The sequence below is a fragment of the Xenorhabdus budapestensis genome (assembly GCF_017743015.1).
Taxonomy (GTDB): domain Bacteria; phylum Pseudomonadota; class Gammaproteobacteria; order Enterobacterales; family Enterobacteriaceae; genus Xenorhabdus; species Xenorhabdus budapestensis.
The window spans coordinates 1,758,308-1,776,903 of sequence record NZ_CP072455.1; the positions used below are offsets into that span (position 1 = coordinate 1,758,308).

Below are 18,596 nucleotides of genomic sequence, written 5' to 3' on the forward strand. Positions count from 1 at the left end.
GATGATAAGCCAGACTATTGGAGATAGCTTATGGAAATAAGTGAAAATGGCATCAATAAGATAAAAAGTCATGAGGGTTTGAGACTAAAAGCATACCCTGATCCTGCTACTGGGGCTGAGCCTTGGACAATTGGTTATGGACACACAAAAGGAGTAGTGCCCGGACAAGTGATCACAAAACAACAAGCTGAGGCATTTTTGCGTGAAGATTTAAATCCTATTTATGCTGTATTACGACAATTTGTTAAAGTACCTTTAACACAAGGGCAATTTGATGCGCTATGTTCGCTTATTTTTAACGTGGGAATTGGAAACTTTATTCACTCGACATTACTGAAAAAATTGAATCATGGTAATTATCAAGAAGCTGCACAGGAATTTCTGAAATGGGATAAAGTTGACGGGAATCAACTACCAGCCTTACTTGCTCGTAGAAAATCTGAACAAGAAATGTTTTTGTCGTGAGTTTATTACCAAGAATGCCAGACGAGATAAATAGCGATGTGGACTTTGCAATATGCCATTTTATTAACCAACATAATTTATCAATGAACTAACCTGATACTCACGCCAGTCACTAGTATGTGCTGGTGATATACCAGCACATAATTACTATTTGCCAATATTATTTTATATCAGTATCAATAACTTGATAGAAAGCATTAACTGTATCAGCGATTGTCCAAACGCCAAGAATAACATGGTATCCTGAGCGCTTTGGTACTTCACATGTTATATTAACTTCTTGTGATGGTCGTTTTCCATTATCCTCTTGCGAACAGAAAGGAGTGAGATCAAATTGTGCACGAGTAAGAGGCTTATTAGGATCCCAATTAGGTTTAGTAATAAAGAACTGCCATGAAGTTGTACTATGTTGTGCAGTTAAATGCCATTTAAATACATTTTGGCCTTTGTTGATAGGGACATGATGCCAACGATTTTCACTTTGTTCATTGAGTTGTTTAAACTGTCCAACGCCTGCACTGGCAATTTGACCATCAGGAGGCCCAGCTTCAGGAAAGCCCTTAGGACCTTCAACAGATTGGGGTTCATACATGACAGGCCCACAATTTTTATTGATACCTTTTTTACATAGAAGAGCCCTACTTGGAGGGTTCTCTATATATCCATGGCGACTGTGGGTTTCAGCATTAGCAGATAATGGGATTGTATATAAAGCTGTCAATCCCACTAAAAATAATGACTTTTTAATGTTCATGATTAAATTTCCTGTTTTTCCGTACTTGACTGTAAAGTGAGTAAATTTACTAATATTTATTATATTAAGTAGATTTTATGAATTTAATTAATCTGACATAATAATTCATACAAATGTTTATAATAAAATTATTAAGTTATAAATACATAATTTATGATAGAAGTATAATAGAAAGAACTCCAATTGGCCTGATGAGAATCATATGGGAAGAGTTTTCATTTATCTATAATAGATTTTAATGCGGAGGGATAAAATTCTTCCCTGGAACAGAGAGAGGAATGAGCGAAATAAGAGTGTGTAGAAAATAAGTAAAAGTTTAAGTACGCACCAGTAAAATTAAATCGGAATAGTAAAACACACAATTTATGTCATTGCCTGTTTTTGATATTTGGATTTTATGATTGCTCAAAGTGTAATTTTATATATGTTTTGAGCATCATGGAGTGAATTTGGACTAATTCCCATAAAATAGGGAGATGATTTTTTATTATTAATGTGATGGTTTTCATTATGATAATAAGTATCACGCTTGGATTCGCCTAATAAGTACATTTTCTTTCGGGAAAACTGCATCAATTAAACTCATTATTTATAGGTGAAATATGATAAATAACAATGAAGAAAAAGAGGATATGATCGTTCAATCAGATACTGAAGTTGTTGTTACAAGTGTACATGGCAGTTTTTTTAAAGTGCATCCGGCACTCGCTGAGGTTTTTCCCTGCCGATGTTGTTGGGGAAGAAAATGACTCAATCCTCTGATAGTGTAGTTCGTAATGGGCAGAGAAAACCACTGCCAAAACGCAGGTAAATCTCTGAAAGAAATCACTCGCAGGACCAATCGATCAGAGGTACTGGATCTGATTTGTCGACGGAATGGCTTCGATTTTTTAAATTCTATTTTCAATATAATTGGCGATAATATTATTTTCATTATTTTTAAAACATTCATTATTAAAATTTGTTTTTGATTTTTCTTTTTTTAAGAAAATATTGATCATATCTATGGATCGTTGTCGTTCCTTTGAATTACTTATGAATAAATTTTGACACTCTTGTATTAATCGTATTCCTTCTTTTTCAGGTATATCGGCTGGAATATCAGGATAACCATATTCACGACTCCATAAAAAGCCGTATTCATTTGAGTAATAATTTTTAAGATAAATCTCTAATTGCAACTGCTGGCTATAGTTCTGTGGAGGCAAAAAAAAGACATCTTTATTAAGTATTGTGCATTCATAAAAAGTTGTTAACCCAGGGTTTGCCAAAACCTTACGGGCATGATGTAGTCTTTGCAGAAAATCCTGCCGTTCAAGGCAGCTAATTTTAATATGCGGATGTGTTTTGGCGAATAAATTTGCCAGTTTGTTAATAGTATTTCCACCACCGGCAATAGTGATATTGGGCTCCTGATTTAGATTGGAAATAGTCAGTAAATCTTGAAGAAAATGGAAATAGAAGTCAGAGGTGTCAGCATAAACAGTATCAATACCGCCTAGTGTGATTAGGATGCCGTCAGATTCGGAGGGATCCATCATATATTGGTACACAGAGCTATGAATAATGGGAGGAACTACCTGATAATTTCCCAGCTTACTATGAAACTTTGCGATTTTAAACTCCACTCCATGGAAATTTTGAATAAATGTTTTCTCTATATGGCGTAGATCAACAGGTAGCGAATCCCACATCCAAAATAAAGTATCAATATAGATAATAGGTGTTCCTAAATTAGAAACAAAATTAATTGAGTTTGGATTAGTATTGGTGATATACAGTTTGGCTCCTGCAATGATTTCAGTATAGTGGGAGAGAGCAGTACAAGAAGTCGTATCGCACTCATAAATTTGATCAAAAAGGTTGGATTTATGGCTCAATTGTGTGGAGGTAAGAGTGCCTAATAAAATGATTTTAGTTCCTGATCTTAATCTTTTTCTGGTTCTTAATTGTTCTACTATATTAAGTGTGGTGGATATAGGGCCAAAACAAAATGGGTCAGCATCAAAAATGATATATGGATTATTTTGTAACATATCATTGCCTCATGAAGGAATATTCACAAATAAAAACAGGTCATTATCACATTGTGAAGTACGCTGTTCGAGCATGGTGGCGGTTTGAAATCTTACGAAAGCTGCCTTGGCTGAGACAGGATTCGTTTTATGTTTGTTAAACAAAGGCGTAACAATTGAATAAATAACTCTACCATTTAATATTTTTCCTGTTTATTAATTTGTTTTTTTAATGTAACAATTTCCGGTAATAATTCAATCAATAACCCCACCTGCTGTAATACAAGTTGGACTTTATTGTTATCAGAGGTCAGCTGATTACTTCTTTTGATCAAATGCTCTGAAATATCCTGAAGAGGCTCATTATCGATTCTGTTCTGTTGTAATACAAATTCAACATGACAGATTGCGCCATTAAGTCACACCTGAAATCACGATCAAAAATAGTTGTCCTTCAATAGAAGGCACAAGGTAGAGAATGGGTAACCCAATCAAAATGCCTGCCAGCGTGCCAATAACACGGAAAGCAAGACGACGGAGGGTTGCACTATAGTTAGGTTGGCAAACAAATAGGCTGGTCAGCAAGATCCAATAGCCCCGTTGTAAATCAAACAGTTGAATAATCGCATAACCAGTACATAGCAGAGCAGATATACGAATAGCATGGCGGAACAGGGTTGATTTTGGTGTCAGATTGCTGCGGAGCCGAAACCAAATATCACGCCAACCCGTTAAGGTTTCATCGGATAATTGTGTATCTTCTTGTTTATCATGGTTTTGATTCTTATTGCTTTGCTTATTACTGCCTTGCTTATCAATGTAAGAGAACCCTGGGGAAATGAAATATTGGTCAGAACTGAGCCCTGCTAATTGAGTATCAATTGCTCGTAAGTTATTCAGTAAATTATTGAATATGTTTATCTTAGTGTCAGCTATTTGCTTGTTTTTTAATCTCTCCAGCGAGTTTTCAAGATAGTTGAAAGCATTCTTGAAACGTGAGCTATGCTGATACTGTTTACGCAGGATAATGGATTGTGAAACTTGCTCACAGGCGTGTGCTTGCATGGATAATAATCGTTGGAAACGAAATAGAATATCGCTGTGACGCAACGTTTCCCGTAGCTTTTGATATTGAATGTGGGATGAACTGGCCCGTTCATGGATATCCTGAATAACAAAATAATAGTGGAGAGTCTTACGGGTTCCCTGTTGTCCTCGATCCCCTTTCAGACGACTTAATAAAGCTATTTTGGCCTGATTGAGTGCTGTAACTAATGTGCTGTTAGCCATAACAACATCAAATACAGCTTGTTTATATTCTTCGGCTTCAGAATCGGGGTCAAACAGATTCGTTTTGGTGTAAAGGTATGCAGAAAGCTGGTGGTAACAACGGGCCAGATTTTCTTGTAATGGGCGAATAGGAAACAGTAAATGCCCCGCCAATGTCAGCAAGTTATACCAAATTACACCAGTGAGTAATAATAAAGGTTGCTGATACCAGACAGGAAATATGGATGCACCGAGCATGGTATAAATAGCAATCAATAAAGCGCCGAGCAGGATAAAACTACAGGTAGAGATTGCCAGACCAAAAAAGAAAAGCCAGGGATAAGGAAAAAGCAGAGTGATGGATACAGAGGCAGCAAAGAAGGAGATTAAAGTGATAACAAGGTTGCGTAAACGGCCGACTAAGCGATCATCCAAATCTGTTAATGCTGCGGGCAACGACGCCTAAAGTGAATGGGACGTGATTTTGGGTTCTTCCTGCAATAACCAGGGAACGAGAGTTGTTCCTGTTAGCGCAATGAATATACGAATATAATAGAGAACGTGATTGTTATACAGAAAATGGCGGGCGCTGGAAAAAACCGTTAGCACAAAATACTCCTAATAACATTTATATGAGCGGGGCGCTCAACAATTTTCAGGTACGGTGCTATTACAATGGAACTAAAATCAACACAAATTGGTCAACGACTTGCCCGGCACCCATATAATCGGGTGCGTTTGCTTAATGCTGGCATTGAAGTCAGTGGTGACAAGCATCAGTACCTAATTCCATTTAATCAATTAATTAATGTTCAGTGTAAGCGAGGGATTGTCTGGGGGGAACTGGAATTTGAATTACCTGAAGGAAAAGTTGTCCGGTTACATGGGACTGAATGGCAGCAAACACAGCATTTTTATCATTATTTACTGAAAAAATGGCAGGTATGGAGCCTTGATATGAGTGATGTCAGTGCTGATGTATTGGCTGCCCAGGTAAATCAAATTGATGAAATCAGGCAACTGAACCGTTGGATTAAAATAGCAGATTTGTCTTTATTGCAGCAACAAATCCAGGAAACATTTCAATCCCTCCCTTTACCCTTACAAAGAGTTAAACAATTTGAGAATTGCTGTGATAACTATCAGATTTGTTTGGACTGGTTGAATGAAGGAGAAAGAAAATTAAAGCTCATAAACCAGCAGTGGGTTGAGCGCATGTTGGAACAATATGGTGAGTTTTTCCAGTCCATAGAAAATTTGTCATTTAATCATTCTCAGTGCCGGGCCGTAGTTAACGGTGAAAAATCCATATTAGTTTTGGGAAGTGCTGGGAGTGGGAAAACCTCTGTTTTAGTTGCGCGTGCTGGATGGTTATTGTTACGCCAACAGGCACGTCCTGAACAGATTTTATTACTCTCTTGCGAGCGTCAGTCGGCTGATGAGATAAATAAACGTATTCAGTTACGTTTGGAAACAAAAGAGATAAAAGCGCAAACATTCCATGAACTGGCACTCAATATTATTCGGCAAGCCGGTAATCATGTTACCAAAATCAGCGAATTAGAAACTAATGCTCAAAAGCGCCGTGATTTTCTCATTCGGGAATGGCAAAAACAGTGCAATGAAAAAAAAGCGCAGGCAAAAGGTTGGCGAGAATGGTTGGAAGAAGAGCTGGACTGGCAATTACCGTATGGAGAATACTGGCATGATAAACAAGTGCAGACTTGTTTATCCAGTCGTCTGGAACACTGGCTGGGGCTAATAAGAATGCACGGTGGCAGCCAGAAAGAGATGATTGAGCAGGCTTTGCCTGAACATGCTGGCCTGTTTCAAAAACGCATACGTCTTATGGCACCATTACTGAAGGCCTGGAAATCAGCATTAAAGACAGAAGGGACGATGGATTTCTCTGGTTTGATCTATCAGGCAATAAATGTTCTGGGAAAAGGGCGTTTCATTAGCCCGTGGAAACATATTTTGCTGGATGATTTTCAGAATATCTCTCCATTAAGCGTCAGGTTATTGGCAGCACTGAGAGTACAGAATAAACAAAGTAATATATTTGCTGTTGCAGATGATTGGCAGGGAATTTATCAAATTAATGATACAAACCCGACTTTTTATTTTGCTGAAGAGGTTTTCGGTAAAAGTATTTCTGATGAGAGTATTTCTGACGAGGTTACTGAGTGTATTTTGGATACCACTTATCGTTTTAATGATCACATTGGTGAAATTGCTAATGGATTTATCCGGCAATATCCCCATCAAGTGAGCCATTCATGCAGTAAACTAACCACTCATAATTTAAGAAAAGGGAATAAAAAATCAGTTGTAATCTTGCCGGAAGAGCAACTGGAAGCATTACTGAACAAAATGAGTGGTTATGTCACTAACGAAGAGACCATCTTGTTATTGGCTCGTTACCATCACCTTAAGCCTGATCTAATGAAAAAATCTTCTACCCGTTGGCCGAATTTGAATATTAAATTCATGACGATCCATGAATCCCAGGGACAACAGGCAGATTACGTAATTGTCTTGGGATTACGGCAAGGTAGAGATGGTTTTCCTGTATCAGAGAAAGGTTCTGTATTAGAACAGGTGTTATTGCCACAACCTGAAAAATTTTCTGATGCAGAAGAGAGTTACCTTTTGTATGTTGCACTGACAAGGGCAAAAAAACAGGTATGGTTGATGCAGGAGTCGAAGAACCCATCGGTCTTTATTCACCAACTCTCTCAATTGGGTGTTCCAATCCAGCGTAAACCTTAGGTTTTCGGGAGAGGGCAGACTCTATCCTTATTGATGGCTGAAACTATTTTAATTTTTCATGCAGATAACCTTGATAGTCCGGTACAAGAATATCGACTTTTTCTGTAAAAAGGGGAGAGTTGATAATGAAAGGCATAAAGGAGGATTAAATGAGTGATCAGTACATAGAAAATATTCTGAAAAAGGTCAAAACCATCGCGTTAGTCGGGGCGAGTGAGAAACAGGAACGGCCGAGTTATAAAGTCATGGAATATCTACTCAATCAGGGATATTGCGTTATTCCGGTCAGCCCTAAATTAGTGGGAAAAACATTATTGGGACAGATGGTAGTGGGGCAATTATCTGATATCGGACAATCAGTTGATATGGTTGAAGTATTCCGCAATGCAACTGCTGCTTATGGTGTTGCTGAGGAAACTATTACTATTGGGGCAAAAGTGCTTTGGCTACAAAAAGGGGTAATTAATGATGAAGCAAAATTACTGGCAGAAAATAAGGGATTAAACGTTGTCATGGATCGCTGCCCAAAAATTGAAATTCCCCGTTTAGGATTGGAAAAATAAAGAAGGCGATGTTCGTTTTTGTTTCACCGCCTTTCTTTACCAGAATTGTTAAAATTATTTTCAGTAAAGAGAAGAGATTTGTTTAATTTCTTAACCTTGGGGCTAACAATTGGCTGCGGATAGACTCAGCTAACTCATCCAAAGAAGGATGTTCTGGGTGGTCATCTGATATCTCGTAAGTCAATTGTGCCTCTGCCAAATAGGTGTGAACGGGTTGCCCATCATCACCTTCCATCACAACGTGATACCACGGAGCTGAACGTAAAGTAGCATTAGATGCAATATCATTTTCCTGCGGTTGTTCTAAAGAATATTCAGCATCAATATCTACAACAACACCCAAATAGCCTAGCAACTTATGCCTAACTTGCTGGCCGATACCGAATTTGCTGGCGATCATCATAGTCACCTCCAGAGAAACCTTGCAATCACTCTTATATAAGGGCAAAAAGGTAAATTTCAAGCGCACACCCGGTAACCGGAATCTTGCATTCAGGATGGTATGTGATCACCATCTCATAATTCAGGTTAGCTGTTGTGTATATAAAATACAATACTAAAAGTGGTCTTAGTATGCCAAAGTTATTATACCCAATAGATTTCGAACGGTTACACAAGGAAAAAGAAACGCACTTTCGGCAACATGTCCTATTAGGTGACTGGGGATATTTCTTCAATTTTGCTTGTGGGGAGACAAAAGATGACTACTCAAAGTATCACTATTTATGTATATGGACGAGTACAGGGAGTTGGCTTTCGTTATCAAACATATCACTGGGCAAAACAGAATAAACTGTTGGGATATGTTCGCAATATGAATGATGGTAGTGTCAAAATAGTTGCTTGTGGTAATGAGGGGCAAATCAAAAAATTAATCCATTGGTTAGAGCAGGGAGGGCCTCCGGGGTCAAAGATTGAACATTTTCAATCGCAGTTTTGTGAGGTGAAAGAAATGGACGATTTCAGCATCCGCCATTAAAGACGGATGTCTGATTCAGATACATTTTACTGGTTTTGGAAGACCTGCAATTTTAGTTGCTTGTTTTGCTGGCCCTTTGGGAAATAAGCGATAAAGATAGCGACTATTTCCTTTTTCTTCGCCATATTTCTGTGAAATTGCTTTGACTAACATTCGGATAGCAGGAGAAGTGTTGAACTCCTCATAAAATTCGCGCACAAAACGAACCACTTGCCAATGTTGTTCGGTCAAAGTGATATCTTCCTGCTCAGCAAGCAATGGTGCCATAGCTTCTTTCCAGTCACTGCTGTTTTTCAGATAACCTTGTGCATCAGTTTCGATCTCACGACCTTCAAATACCAACATAACTTTTTAACCAATCTATAATGATGGCGGCAATTTAGCAAAAATCACCTTTGTTCCCAAGAAAGATCATCATAAATGCTGAATAAATGATCCAATAAACAGTGATGTGAACAATTTGACATCAATTGAACATATAAATACTTTACATTGGGAACAGTGATGTTTATAGTGCTCGACATCGCGGAGGGGTGGCCGAGCGGCTGAAGGCAGCGGTCTTGAAAACCGCCGATGGGAAACCATCCGAGAGTTCGAATCTCTCCTCCTCCGCCAGTTACACTTCTAGCAGCATCTCTTAAAGTCTACTTTTCCCAATAAAATCAACGAAAATCCCCAAATAACACTCTATCAACGTCTACTGGCATCTATTGCAATGTACCCCAGTCAGGGGGTATATATAGGGGTAACTTTCTGTACCCCCTAAAAAAATACCCCCATTACTGTGAGGGGGCAAGGATGCTAGAAATATGAAACTAACAGCCCGACAAGTTGAAACAGTAAAACCCCAAGATAAAGATTTTAAGCTATCGGATGGCGGCGGTTTATATCTGCTGGTAAAGACAACCGGTTCTAAATACTGGCGACTGAAATACCGCATTGCAGGAAAAGAAAAATTACTTTCCATTGGCACTTTTCCACTTATCACTCTGGCAGAGGCCAGAAGAAAACGTGATGAAGCCAAAAAACTGATAGCCGAAGGTATTGATCCCAACCAAGATAAAAAACAAAAGAAACTGGCGGCTCAGGGAGAAATCAGTAATACCTTTGAAAGTATTGCGCGTGAATAGTACGAGGGAAGAAAAGACAGGTGGTCTGTTGGTTATCGTGAAGATATGATGGACGCATTCGAAAAAGACGTTTTCCCTTATATTGGTCATCGCCCGATTGCTGAAATAAAACCCCTCGAATTATTAGACCTCCTTTCTATTATGGAAAAGAGAGGCGTCACCGATAAATTAAAGAAAGTCCGCCAACGCTGTGGTGAAGTTTGGACATATGCAATTATTACTGGCAGGGCAGAATATAACCCAGCTCCAGATTTAGCGAGTGCTTTTATCCCTCATCAACGCGAACACTACGCTCACCTTTCAGTAGATGAATTACCTGAATTTCTCCGTTCCATTGATAAATATATGGGTAGCCAGATAGTCAGAACGGCATTGCGAATGCTGATATTAACCGGCGTTCGTCCGGGAGAACTTCGCAAAGCTGAATGGTCAGAAATTAATTTAGATAAGGCTGTTTGGACAATTCCAGCCGAAAAAATGAAAATGCGCCGTACTCATGTAGTGCCATTATCAGAGCAAGTTATCGATTTATTGAAGCAAATTCAGCCTATCAGCGGCAGTTATCAATATGTTTTTCCAAGCCGTACAGATTACAGAAAGCATATATCTGATATGGCAATCAATACCATGATCCGACGTATGGGATATTCAGGACGAGCGACAGGCCACGGCTTTCGCCATACTATGAGTACCATCCTGCACGATCAAGACTTCAACACTGCATGGGTTGAAAAACAGCTTGCTCATGTCGATAAAAACAGCATCCGGGGTACTTACAACCACGCGCAATATCTGGATGGTCGCCGGGAAATGCTGCAATGGTATGCCGATTATATGGAGATGCTGGAACGAGGCGAAAATGTGCTGATCGGGAAATTTGGCAAAAGGGCATAAAGATATAGCGATTTTTTTAAGAAAAGTAACATAAAAAACAACGCCCCAGTGTGCAGCAACACATCTGAGGCGTCTAACCAACAACCGTTAATAGGAGTAACGATGATGGCTGATACACAGCATACCCAAACTCACCCCAAATTTACATATTCAGATAAAACAGACGAACAAAAACCACTCGATTTTATCCAAACAGTAAAAAAATCCGCCATGTATCACTGGGAAAATCTGCTACCTGCCTGTGGTATTGATATTCCCGAAAAGGGTAAACATGGCGCTTGCTCTGTCTGTGGTGGCACTGACCGTTTCCACTTTATCGACGATCACCATCACGGCAACTGGCATTGCCGCCAGTATGACGCTCCGAACTATGGTGATGGATTGGATTTAGTGGCTAAAACCAACCGGATCTCAATTTTTGACGCTGCAAAAATTATTGCAGATGCGTTGGCATTGCCTTTGCCAGAACCCAAGCCAACCCAAACGCCGATTCATAGCGCTAAACCGATCTCAGAACGCATCACGGCACTGGTTGCCGCTGCTGTTACGGGTGAATCTCAATATCTGGTGAAAAAGGGGTTGCAATGCCCTAATCAGCGATTGTTAAAAGACGGTTCTTTATTGCTGGTGACTCAGACACTGGATGGCACAATCACGGGCGCACAGACCATCAAGCCGAACGGCGAAAAACGCCTTGTTGCAGGTACACAGAAAAAAGGCAGTTTTATCCCAGTATTTGAAATTATCGGAGTGCCAGACACTTTCATTATTACCGAGGGTTACGCGACAGCTTTAACTGTCAGTCAACTACATAAAGGTGTGGTACTGGCAGCGATTGATGAAAGTAACCTATTGATTGTTGCCGGGCAGGTTAGAGAGCTGCACCCAAACTCCAGAATCATAATTGCCGCCGATAACGACTGGCACGAACCGGAAGAACGAGACAAAAATGGCAGGCTAAAAAAGAATGTTGGCAAAATAGCAGCAGAGAATACCGCTATAGCGATTAGCGGCTGGATAACGCTACCGCCTACGGAATTAAAAGCTGATTGGGACGATTATCGCCAGCAACACGGTGTGGAAATAGCACAGCAAGCCTTTGCTCAGGAGCTTTATCAACCAGCATTAACCAAGAAAAAAGAAGCTATTCAGTCCAATGATGCTGAGTCATCTAAGTTGACATTATGCCAAATGGGAGCCAGCCAACGCGGAGAAGTATTGTTGGCACGTTATAACGGTGATTTGGCACTGGATGGTGCTTCGGAAACTGTTCATCACTATGACGGTATTATCTGGCGTCCGGTCAGTGACCGTGATTTAAGGCGGGAAATGGTGGCTGCTTTTATGGAAGAGAAACTACCATACTCGCCACATGGTATCAGCTCTGCCGTGGATGCTTTGAAATTACAACTTCCCATGATGCAACCACCAGAACGCCACTTAATCGGGTTTAGTAATGGCGTGTTTGACTTGAAAGCCGGTCAGTTCCGGCCTCACCGCAAAAATGACTGGCTATTGCTTGCCAATGACGTTGAATTCAATTCTCCTGTTTCGGGGGAAACCCTGCAAGATCACGCGCCACAGTTCTGGCGCTGGCTCAATCAGGTAACAGCCAACTGTGAAAATAAAACAAACAGAGTGCTGGCAGCACTGTTTATGGTGCTGGCGAACCGTTATGACTGGCAACTTTTTCTGGAAGTCACCGGAGCAGGAGGTAGTGGCAAAAGTATCTTTGCCGAAATTTGTTCCATGCTGGCAGGTAAAGGCAATACCGTTTCCGCAAGTATGGCCGCACTGGAAAATCCACGGGAAAGGGCGTTGATTGTCGGTTATTCGCTGATTATCCTGCCAGACCAAACCCGTTATGCGGGCGATGGTTCTGGTATCAAGGCGATTACAGGCGGAGATGAAGTTGCCATCGATCCGAAGCACAAACAACCCTATTCAACCCGTATTCCCGCCGTTGTACTGGCAGTAAACAATAATGCCATGAGTTTCAGTGATCGCAGTGGTGGAGTATCGCGGCGTCGGGTGATTTTTAATTTTTCCGAAATCGTGCCGGAAAATGAACGTGATCCGCTCCTGCGGGATAAAATTGCGGCAGAATTGCCTGTGATTATCCGGCATTTGCTTCACAGATTCCTTGATCCGCAAACTGCAAGGTGTTTACTGGCAGAGCAACAGAAATCAGAAGAAGCACTGGATATCAAACGCGGTACAGATCCACTGGTCGATTTTTGCGGTTATCTCATTGCTTCCCATGAAGTTGACGGCCTATTAATCGGTAATGCGGAAATTATGCCGTTCAATCCCCGCAAATACCTTTATCACGCCTATCTTGCTTATATGAAAGGCAATAACCTGAATAAACCTGTTTCCGTGACTCGTTTCGGCATGGATATGTCAGGCGCACTGGCAGAGTACAGCCAGCAATATTTACGCAAGAAAAGCAAACAGGGCATTCGTAGCAATCTGAGCCTGAACCTTGATACTGCTATCGAATGGATGCCGAAATTGACAAGGGATAGCCTGCCAGAAGAATAATTTTTTCTGATTACAGTCATTTTCAAAGAAATATACAAAAGTATTCACCACTGTTCACTCTATAATTTAAATCAAATATATCAAGTAATTATAGGGTGAATAGTTATTTTAAAACTGTTCACAACTATTCATCACTGTTCACCTTTTTTCTGGTTGGAGGTGAACGGTTGGGTGAAGAGTGGTGATGAGTTTAATTTCAACTCATCACCCTTTAACAACATGAATTTAAATAAAAATACTCAAAGGTGAACAGTTTTATCCCTAATTCTTTAATAGGGAGGGGTAGATAAAAATGTTTTCTCTGGCAGGTGTTTTTTTCAGCTCTCCGAGTTACTGGGTTAATGTATTAGCCCGGTAACTCGGAGAAGACAAGCGCAGCGCGTCAGTAGGGGTTGAACTATTACATCTAAATCATTGGAAATTACTTTTAGCCTGATTCTGGAGAAAAAGAGTTAGTTGTACCAATTTTATTACTAAATAAGATTCGATCTGACACTATTAATGATCTGAGCGAGACCTAATTAAACAGTCGGCTTTGTGCCAAGTGGACATAAACCCATGACGCTCTATTTACAGTTTCAATCGCATTAAGTTCGGTTTATAGATATCTGGAATCCAAACTACGGTTAACGTCTATCCAGAGGACAAGGCAACCTTAATCTTTTCTCTGACCAGTTTCATAAATGCCTCGGACATAATGCTCCAGTTCTCGGGAACAAAAGTTCTTTGATAATGCGCTCTGAAATCAGTGATTAGGTCGTCGATTTGCGTAGTAAGAGGCAATATCACCGATAACCGCATACTGCATTCCTTTATGAGAAGCGGCTAGAAACGCCTTATTTTCGGTTCGATCTTTTCATTGTCATCAAAAAGATCGTAATCCTGCCCAAAATAAATACCAATCAAATTATCCTGTGCGCTGATATTAATCATATCCATCGTCAACGCTCCGGAAATGTAATAGAACTTTCAATAATATGGCGGAATTCCAGTGTTACCTGCCCTAACTATAATCTACTCTCCATTATTAAACACAACCCCCAATAATAGATATGTTAATGTTTGTAAATCACATCGTCAATTAATCCAACGGGTAATCCATTTTCTCGGTTTGTGCTGAAATGTGCGGCGGTAATAGCCTTTAGTCTCTCTGAGAGCTTGTCTGGTACATCATTATCAACCACTATTATCTGGCATGGTGATTTTTTTCTCTGTGCATAATTACATATTTCAATGAGTTCATTGTAAATGTTTTCATATTTTTCAGGATCTGAAATTCCTTCATCAATATCTTCTTTTATATTTGTTTGTGCAGCATATTTTGGCTTTAGGTTTTTACCCAGATATTTACCTATCGTATCAAGCATTAAAAGGCGGGGATGATTAATATCAGCATCAATTGAGCTTTTCAATATTGCTGCCATATATCCTATGGAAATTATCGTTCTTAATCCGCCAGATGTTATATTGAAATAATCTCTTTCTCTTACGACAGGGGAAAAGTGTTTCTTATTAATACTTATGCCAGTTCTATTTTTTATTTTCACACCAGTTAAGAAAGCCATTAAATCATCACCCAAAGAAGATAATACTCCCTCAATGCTTGGAGCCTTACCTTTTAAATCATCAAGTTTTTCTATTAAAGTTTCAATATTATCAGAAATAGTTTTTTGCTTAGTTAAAAGTTCATCTTGATGATTTCTAACTCTCAAGCTCGAAACCAAGCTTTCTCTCTTTTTACTTACAGAAGTCATCTCCTTTAACAAGGCATCGCGTTGCGTGAGAAAAGGTGTGATAAACTGTTTTGCTTCAGTATCTATCATTTCACTAACTTTGATTAAATCACCCTCAAGTTTAACCTTATTACCTAAGAGATTCCTTTGTTCGTTAGTCAGGGTTATAATAAGCTCTTCAATAGATTTTTCTCTCTTTAGTAAAGAAAGTAATTCTTCGTCCAAAGATTCAGGTTTAGATTTAATGAAACCTCCATCGCCTTTTTCGATAGTGATTATATTATCACAGATCGGGCAGTTACATTTCATATCTTGGGCTACACCAATTTTCTTATTCACTAAATGGATTGCTTTTATTTTCTTTATATCATTTGCATAATCATTTTTAAGTCTAATATACTGTTCTTTCTTAGATGTAATATCTTCGATGTTTTTAGTGATTACTTTTATTTTAAGGCTAAATTCAGAATGGTAGGTCTTAAGTTGATTGTAATTGTCTGAATTTGCCATCATGTTGTTATTTAGTTTAGAAAGTTCATCATTGAATGATTCATAAATTACCTCACACTCTCCTATTGCATCATCAATTGATGGTATACTCTCGTATCCGGTCTCTCTAAGAAAATCAGAAACATGTTCATATTTTTTCCTTAAATTATTTAGCTCTATACGCTTGTTAGATATTTGTTGTTCTATATCTAAGATGTCAGTGTCTAGAACATTATATATATACTTGAATACCTCTTTGGTATAGGTGTATTTTGCCCAATCTGTGAGTCCCAAAAGAGACTTGCTACCCATGTCATCTTGATTTACATAAACATACTTAATAATATTTCTAAAGCTTAATCTTTTGAACTGGCTGGTCGATTGAGTCGGGGAGACTTTTAATTTAAGTTTTGGGAAGTTTAATGCATCCATTAAAAAATCGGAGTAGAATCCATCTGGAGCATTATTATTTGAAAAGTTTGGGGCATACTTTCTGGAGATAAAACCTTCTCTTTTTTCGAAAGAACAAAGGTAAACTTCTATAAAATCCTGTGGCTTGTAAATATCCCGAACAATAGTATGAGGTGTATCATTAATGATGATTTCTAAGGCGGCAAAATTAATGGAAGTAATTATTTCATCAGCTAATTCTATTTTGCTTGCTCCTAGCAAATAATTAATGAATTCTAGAATACTAGATTTTCCTGTGTCTGAATCACCATGTATTATATTTAATCCTTCTTCAAATCTTACAATGTAGTTTTTACGAACACCTGCAAGTATTAATCGTTCAATTCTTAGATAGGATTTCATTTTGAGACCTTAAATACTTCATTAAGTATAGAGTTTAGCTTTCTTGAAGATAATGATTTTATTTTCTCTAAAGATTTAGTGTAATTTTTTATTGAGTTAAAATATTCCCCATCAAGTTCATTATAGAAATTTTCACCAAGATAAGAAAGGCTGAAATAAGTTACATTACCAATTTTTTTTACACTAAGAAATCCCATTGCAGCTATTTTTTTTAAAAGTGTTTTTATCTTGGATGTTTCAAATAATATATCAACATTTAATGAAAAGCTCTTTATTGTATATGTTTCAGACATGTCGATGGATACATTTTTTTTGCCTGTGAGAGTCATTACCTCTTCAAGCTTGGATGGGTTTTTAATTAAATACATAAATATTTGAGCTTTGTTTTTATTCAATATCCAAACATCATTTTTATTCTTGCTTAAAGTATGAATTAAAATAATAAGCAAAGAAATATTCAAGTTTAATTCTTCATCGAGAGGAATATATGGCAAAGTATTCATTTCTGACCTCTTAAATTATGCAAAGAGTCAAGAGATGTGTCGGGAGACCAGATTACATCCCTGTCTAATTTGTTGGCAAGCTGATGTAACATTCCTTTTTTATGTACGCTACCAAGAGAATTAAGAAGAGATAAAAGTTTTACCTTATCCTCGTCCTCTATCTTTTTGTGTATCGCGGCCAAAAGCTGATTTGATGTATTGTGATTTGCAATAGAGTCATGATATTGAGTTTGATATATCTCTCTAATTTTTCTATATAAACTGCCCAATATCTCTCTATCGTGATCGCTGGTAAAAACGTTCCTAGCTAATTCTGCATTATAGTAATATTCTTTAGCATGCTTTGCTATATCACTATGGACATCTGCTATTATCATTTTCAAGAAGAAAAACTCTTTGTCATATTGACTATTATCTTTGAATTCAGTTGGAGATGAAATGAGGACCATTTTTTTATTTATTTCTAAAGCGAATCTTTTAACAATTAAATAAACATTGGATTCTCTATCTTTAGGCTTGCAAATAGTCATATGGTCTTCTTGAATTGCAATTGATTCTTTTGCGGGAACTTGGATAGGAATTGCGCTTTGTTTAACAACAAAATTATCATAGCTACCATATAAAAATTTTAATTCTGGAAGTTTGGGTAATCTTATCCATTTGCGGTTTAAATCATCAGTCTCTCTACTAAATACACTTAAGTCACCCAGTTGAACATTTGAGGAAACCATACTACCCCATGACGCAGTTTCTGAACCTGAATGCGGAACTGCAAGCGAAATGAAACCAGAAATATTATGAGAAATATCTCTTTCACTCATTTTTATTATGCATGATTTTGCTATCAATCCACCCATACTATGAGCAACAAAAATTATATTATTATAATTTGAAAGGTTGATCTGACACTCTCCAACCAATAGTTCAGAAAGTTCATCAACTGGAAGGTTAACTTCTCTTTTTGGCAGCGTGGTAAATAATCTTGAGAATAAATTTTTAGCTTTGCCATAGCTATTTGTGAATTTGGTGAAATATTCAAAGCAGGCTATATCAAAACAGTCATTTAAATCATCATCATCAGATATTAATTGAGGGAAAGATATATCCTTATTAAAAGACCATGTAGAAGATCCACCTTTTAATCCGTGGATAAACAATATTATATTTTTAAAATTATTTCTTTTCTTCCAAATTAGCATGCTCATTATTATCTCTTTTAATCTCTTTGGGTTGAACTCCCCGTCGCTTGCGACGTATAAAATTAAGCTGAACGATGCGAAGCGGGTGATTTCATATCAATACCCCGCGCTTGCGGCGGGGTTATTTATTAATAAGATATACTCCGTATATGGTTACATTTTCTAACCAATTGATTAACTGATCAATTGAAAATTATGTTGATAATTTAAATGTATATTAATCAATGTATTATTCTATATTAGGGAGTCGCTAACTGTATTCCTCATATTAAAGAGACTTGAAAGCTTTTTCACTACTACTGAGCAAGGGGCACTACGTTCTGTATGCAAAAACTAATTTTTTCTCCTATGTGCTTTCCATTTCCATATCTGCTTCCGGTTAATGGTTTCCCAACACAATCCGTTCCACAAGGAGTGGCACGCATTCTGCTCCCGTGTGGGATGGAGCGATACAGGGAAAGCGAACTGTCAGGC

At 38.2% G+C, this 18,596-nt stretch carries 12 protein-coding genes, 1 tRNA gene and 2 pseudogenes; 7 read left to right on the forward strand and 8 right to left on the reverse strand.

Annotation, left to right across the window (positions count from 1 at the left end; genetic code table 11):
* The first annotated feature begins 30 nt into the window (after window positions 1-30).
* Window positions 31-465 (forward strand): lysozyme, encoded by a 435-nt coding sequence (locus HGO23_RS08010; protein WP_099135705.1) that lies wholly within the window; start codon window positions 31-33, stop codon window positions 463-465.
* Window positions 466-625: 160 nt separating this feature from the next.
* Here HGO23_RS08010 and HGO23_RS08015 read toward each other — a convergent pair whose 3' ends face one another.
* The 3 genes and pseudogenes from HGO23_RS08015 to yccS form a co-directional block, all read right to left on the reverse strand.
* The gene (locus tag HGO23_RS08015) at window positions 626-1,219 is read right to left on the reverse strand and encodes a lytic polysaccharide monooxygenase (protein ID WP_099135706.1); all 594 of its coding nucleotides are present in this window, start codon (window positions 1,217-1,219) and stop codon (window positions 626-628) included.
* An 890-nt stretch (window positions 1,220-2,109) separates the two neighbouring features.
* On the reverse strand, window positions 2,110-3,255 hold the full coding sequence (locus HGO23_RS08020; protein ID WP_099135707.1) for a hypothetical protein: 1,146 nt from the start codon (window positions 3,253-3,255) through the stop codon (window positions 2,110-2,112).
* 399 nt (window positions 3,256-3,654) lie between these two features.
* Window positions 3,655-5,112 (reverse strand): annotated as a pseudogene (gene yccS / locus HGO23_RS08025) (YccS family putative transporter); the annotation flags it as partial.
* Between the two features lie 66 nt (window positions 5,113-5,178).
* On the opposite strand from yccS, the gene helD reads away from it, so the two are divergent.
* Entirely contained in the window at window positions 5,179-7,275 is a 2,097-nt protein-coding gene (gene helD / locus HGO23_RS08030) for a DNA helicase IV (RefSeq protein ID WP_209028503.1), read from the forward strand.
* Window positions 7,276-7,424: 149 nt separating this feature from the next.
* Window positions 7,425-7,838: a CoA-binding protein gene (locus HGO23_RS08035; protein WP_099135711.1), complete on the forward strand. Its 414-nt coding sequence runs from the start codon at window positions 7,425-7,427 to the stop codon at window positions 7,836-7,838.
* An 82-nt stretch (window positions 7,839-7,920) separates the two neighbouring features.
* On the opposite strand, the gene hspQ is transcribed toward HGO23_RS08035, so the two are convergent.
* Window positions 7,921-8,241, reverse strand: a complete 321-nt coding sequence (gene hspQ, locus HGO23_RS08040) for a heat shock protein HspQ (RefSeq protein WP_176551317.1) — start codon at window positions 8,239-8,241, stop codon at window positions 7,921-7,923.
* A 297-nt stretch (window positions 8,242-8,538) separates the two neighbouring features.
* On the opposite strand from hspQ, the gene yccX reads away from it, so the two are divergent.
* Entirely contained in the window at window positions 8,539-8,817 is a 279-nt protein-coding gene (gene yccX / locus HGO23_RS08045) for an acylphosphatase (RefSeq protein WP_209028504.1), read from the forward strand.
* Between the two features lie 15 nt (window positions 8,818-8,832).
* Here the strand turns inward: yccX and tusE are convergent, their stop codons facing one another.
* Entirely contained in the window at window positions 8,833-9,162 is a 330-nt protein-coding gene (gene tusE / locus HGO23_RS08050) for a sulfurtransferase TusE (protein WP_209028505.1), read from the reverse strand.
* 182 nt (window positions 9,163-9,344) lie between these two features.
* On the opposite strand from tusE, the gene HGO23_RS08055 reads away from it, so the two are divergent.
* The 3 genes and pseudogenes from HGO23_RS08055 (at window position 9,345) to HGO23_RS08065 (ending at window position 13,385) form a co-directional block, all read left to right on the forward strand.
* Window positions 9,345-9,432: transfer RNA gene (locus tag HGO23_RS08055), tRNA-Ser, on the forward strand.
* Between the two features lie 194 nt (window positions 9,433-9,626).
* A pseudogene (locus HGO23_RS08060) lies at window positions 9,627-10,841 on the forward strand (tyrosine-type recombinase/integrase).
* 105 nt (window positions 10,842-10,946) lie between these two features.
* A complete protein-coding gene (locus tag HGO23_RS08065) occupies window positions 10,947-13,385 on the forward strand; it encodes a DUF5906 domain-containing protein (protein ID WP_244967952.1) in 2,439 nt (812 codons plus the stop codon).
* Between the two features lie 1,055 nt (window positions 13,386-14,440).
* Here HGO23_RS08065 and HGO23_RS08075 read toward each other — a convergent pair.
* The 3 genes from HGO23_RS08075 to HGO23_RS08085 are packed head-to-tail and all read right to left on the reverse strand — an operon-like array spanning window position 14,441 to window position 18,128.
* Window positions 14,441-16,420 (reverse strand): AAA family ATPase, encoded by a 1,980-nt coding sequence (locus HGO23_RS08075; protein WP_209028506.1) that lies wholly within the window; start codon window positions 16,418-16,420, stop codon window positions 14,441-14,443.
* A complete protein-coding gene (locus HGO23_RS08080) occupies window positions 16,417-16,923 on the reverse strand; it encodes an ABC-three component system middle component 4 (RefSeq protein ID WP_209028507.1) in 507 nt (168 codons plus the stop codon). The genes HGO23_RS08075 and HGO23_RS08080 overlap by 4 nt, the downstream gene beginning before the upstream one ends.
* On the reverse strand, window positions 16,920-18,128 hold the full coding sequence (locus tag HGO23_RS08085) for an ABC-three component system protein (protein ID WP_209028508.1): 1,209 nt from the start codon (window positions 18,126-18,128) through the stop codon (window positions 16,920-16,922). The genes HGO23_RS08080 and HGO23_RS08085 overlap by 4 nt, the downstream gene beginning before the upstream one ends.
* Between the last annotated feature and the right edge of the window lie 468 nt (window positions 18,129-18,596).

Bases quoted from the DNA above. Each gene is read 5' to 3' on its own strand.
- HGO23_RS08020 (WP_099135707.1), bottom strand. From the start codon at position 3,255: ATGTTACAAAATAATCCATATATCATTTTTGATGCTGACCCATTTTGT.
- HGO23_RS08065 (WP_244967952.1), top strand. From the start codon at position 10,947: ATGGCTGATACACAGCATACCCAAACTCACCCCAAATTTACATATTCA.
- tusE (WP_209028505.1), bottom strand. From the start codon at position 9,162: ATGTTGGTATTTGAAGGTCGTGAGATCGAAACTGATGCACAAGGTTAT.
- HGO23_RS08015 (WP_099135706.1), bottom strand. From the start codon at position 1,219: ATGAACATTAAAAAGTCATTATTTTTAGTGGGATTGACAGCTTTATAT.
- HGO23_RS08075 (WP_209028506.1), bottom strand. From the start codon at position 16,420: ATGAAATCCTATCTAAGAATTGAACGATTAATACTTGCAGGTGTTCGT.
- HGO23_RS08035 (WP_099135711.1), top strand. From the start codon at position 7,425: ATGAGTGATCAGTACATAGAAAATATTCTGAAAAAGGTCAAAACCATC.
- HGO23_RS08010 (WP_099135705.1), top strand. From the start codon at position 31: ATGGAAATAAGTGAAAATGGCATCAATAAGATAAAAAGTCATGAGGGT.
- hspQ (WP_176551317.1), bottom strand. From the start codon at position 8,241: ATGATGATCGCCAGCAAATTCGGTATCGGCCAGCAAGTTAGGCATAAG.
- helD (WP_209028503.1), top strand. From the start codon at position 5,179: ATGGAACTAAAATCAACACAAATTGGTCAACGACTTGCCCGGCACCCA.
- HGO23_RS08085 (WP_209028508.1), bottom strand. From the start codon at position 18,128: ATGAGCATGCTAATTTGGAAGAAAAGAAATAATTTTAAAAATATAATA.
- yccX (WP_209028504.1), top strand. From the start codon at position 8,539: ATGACTACTCAAAGTATCACTATTTATGTATATGGACGAGTACAGGGA.
- HGO23_RS08080 (WP_209028507.1), bottom strand. From the start codon at position 16,923: ATGAATACTTTGCCATATATTCCTCTCGATGAAGAATTAAACTTGAAT.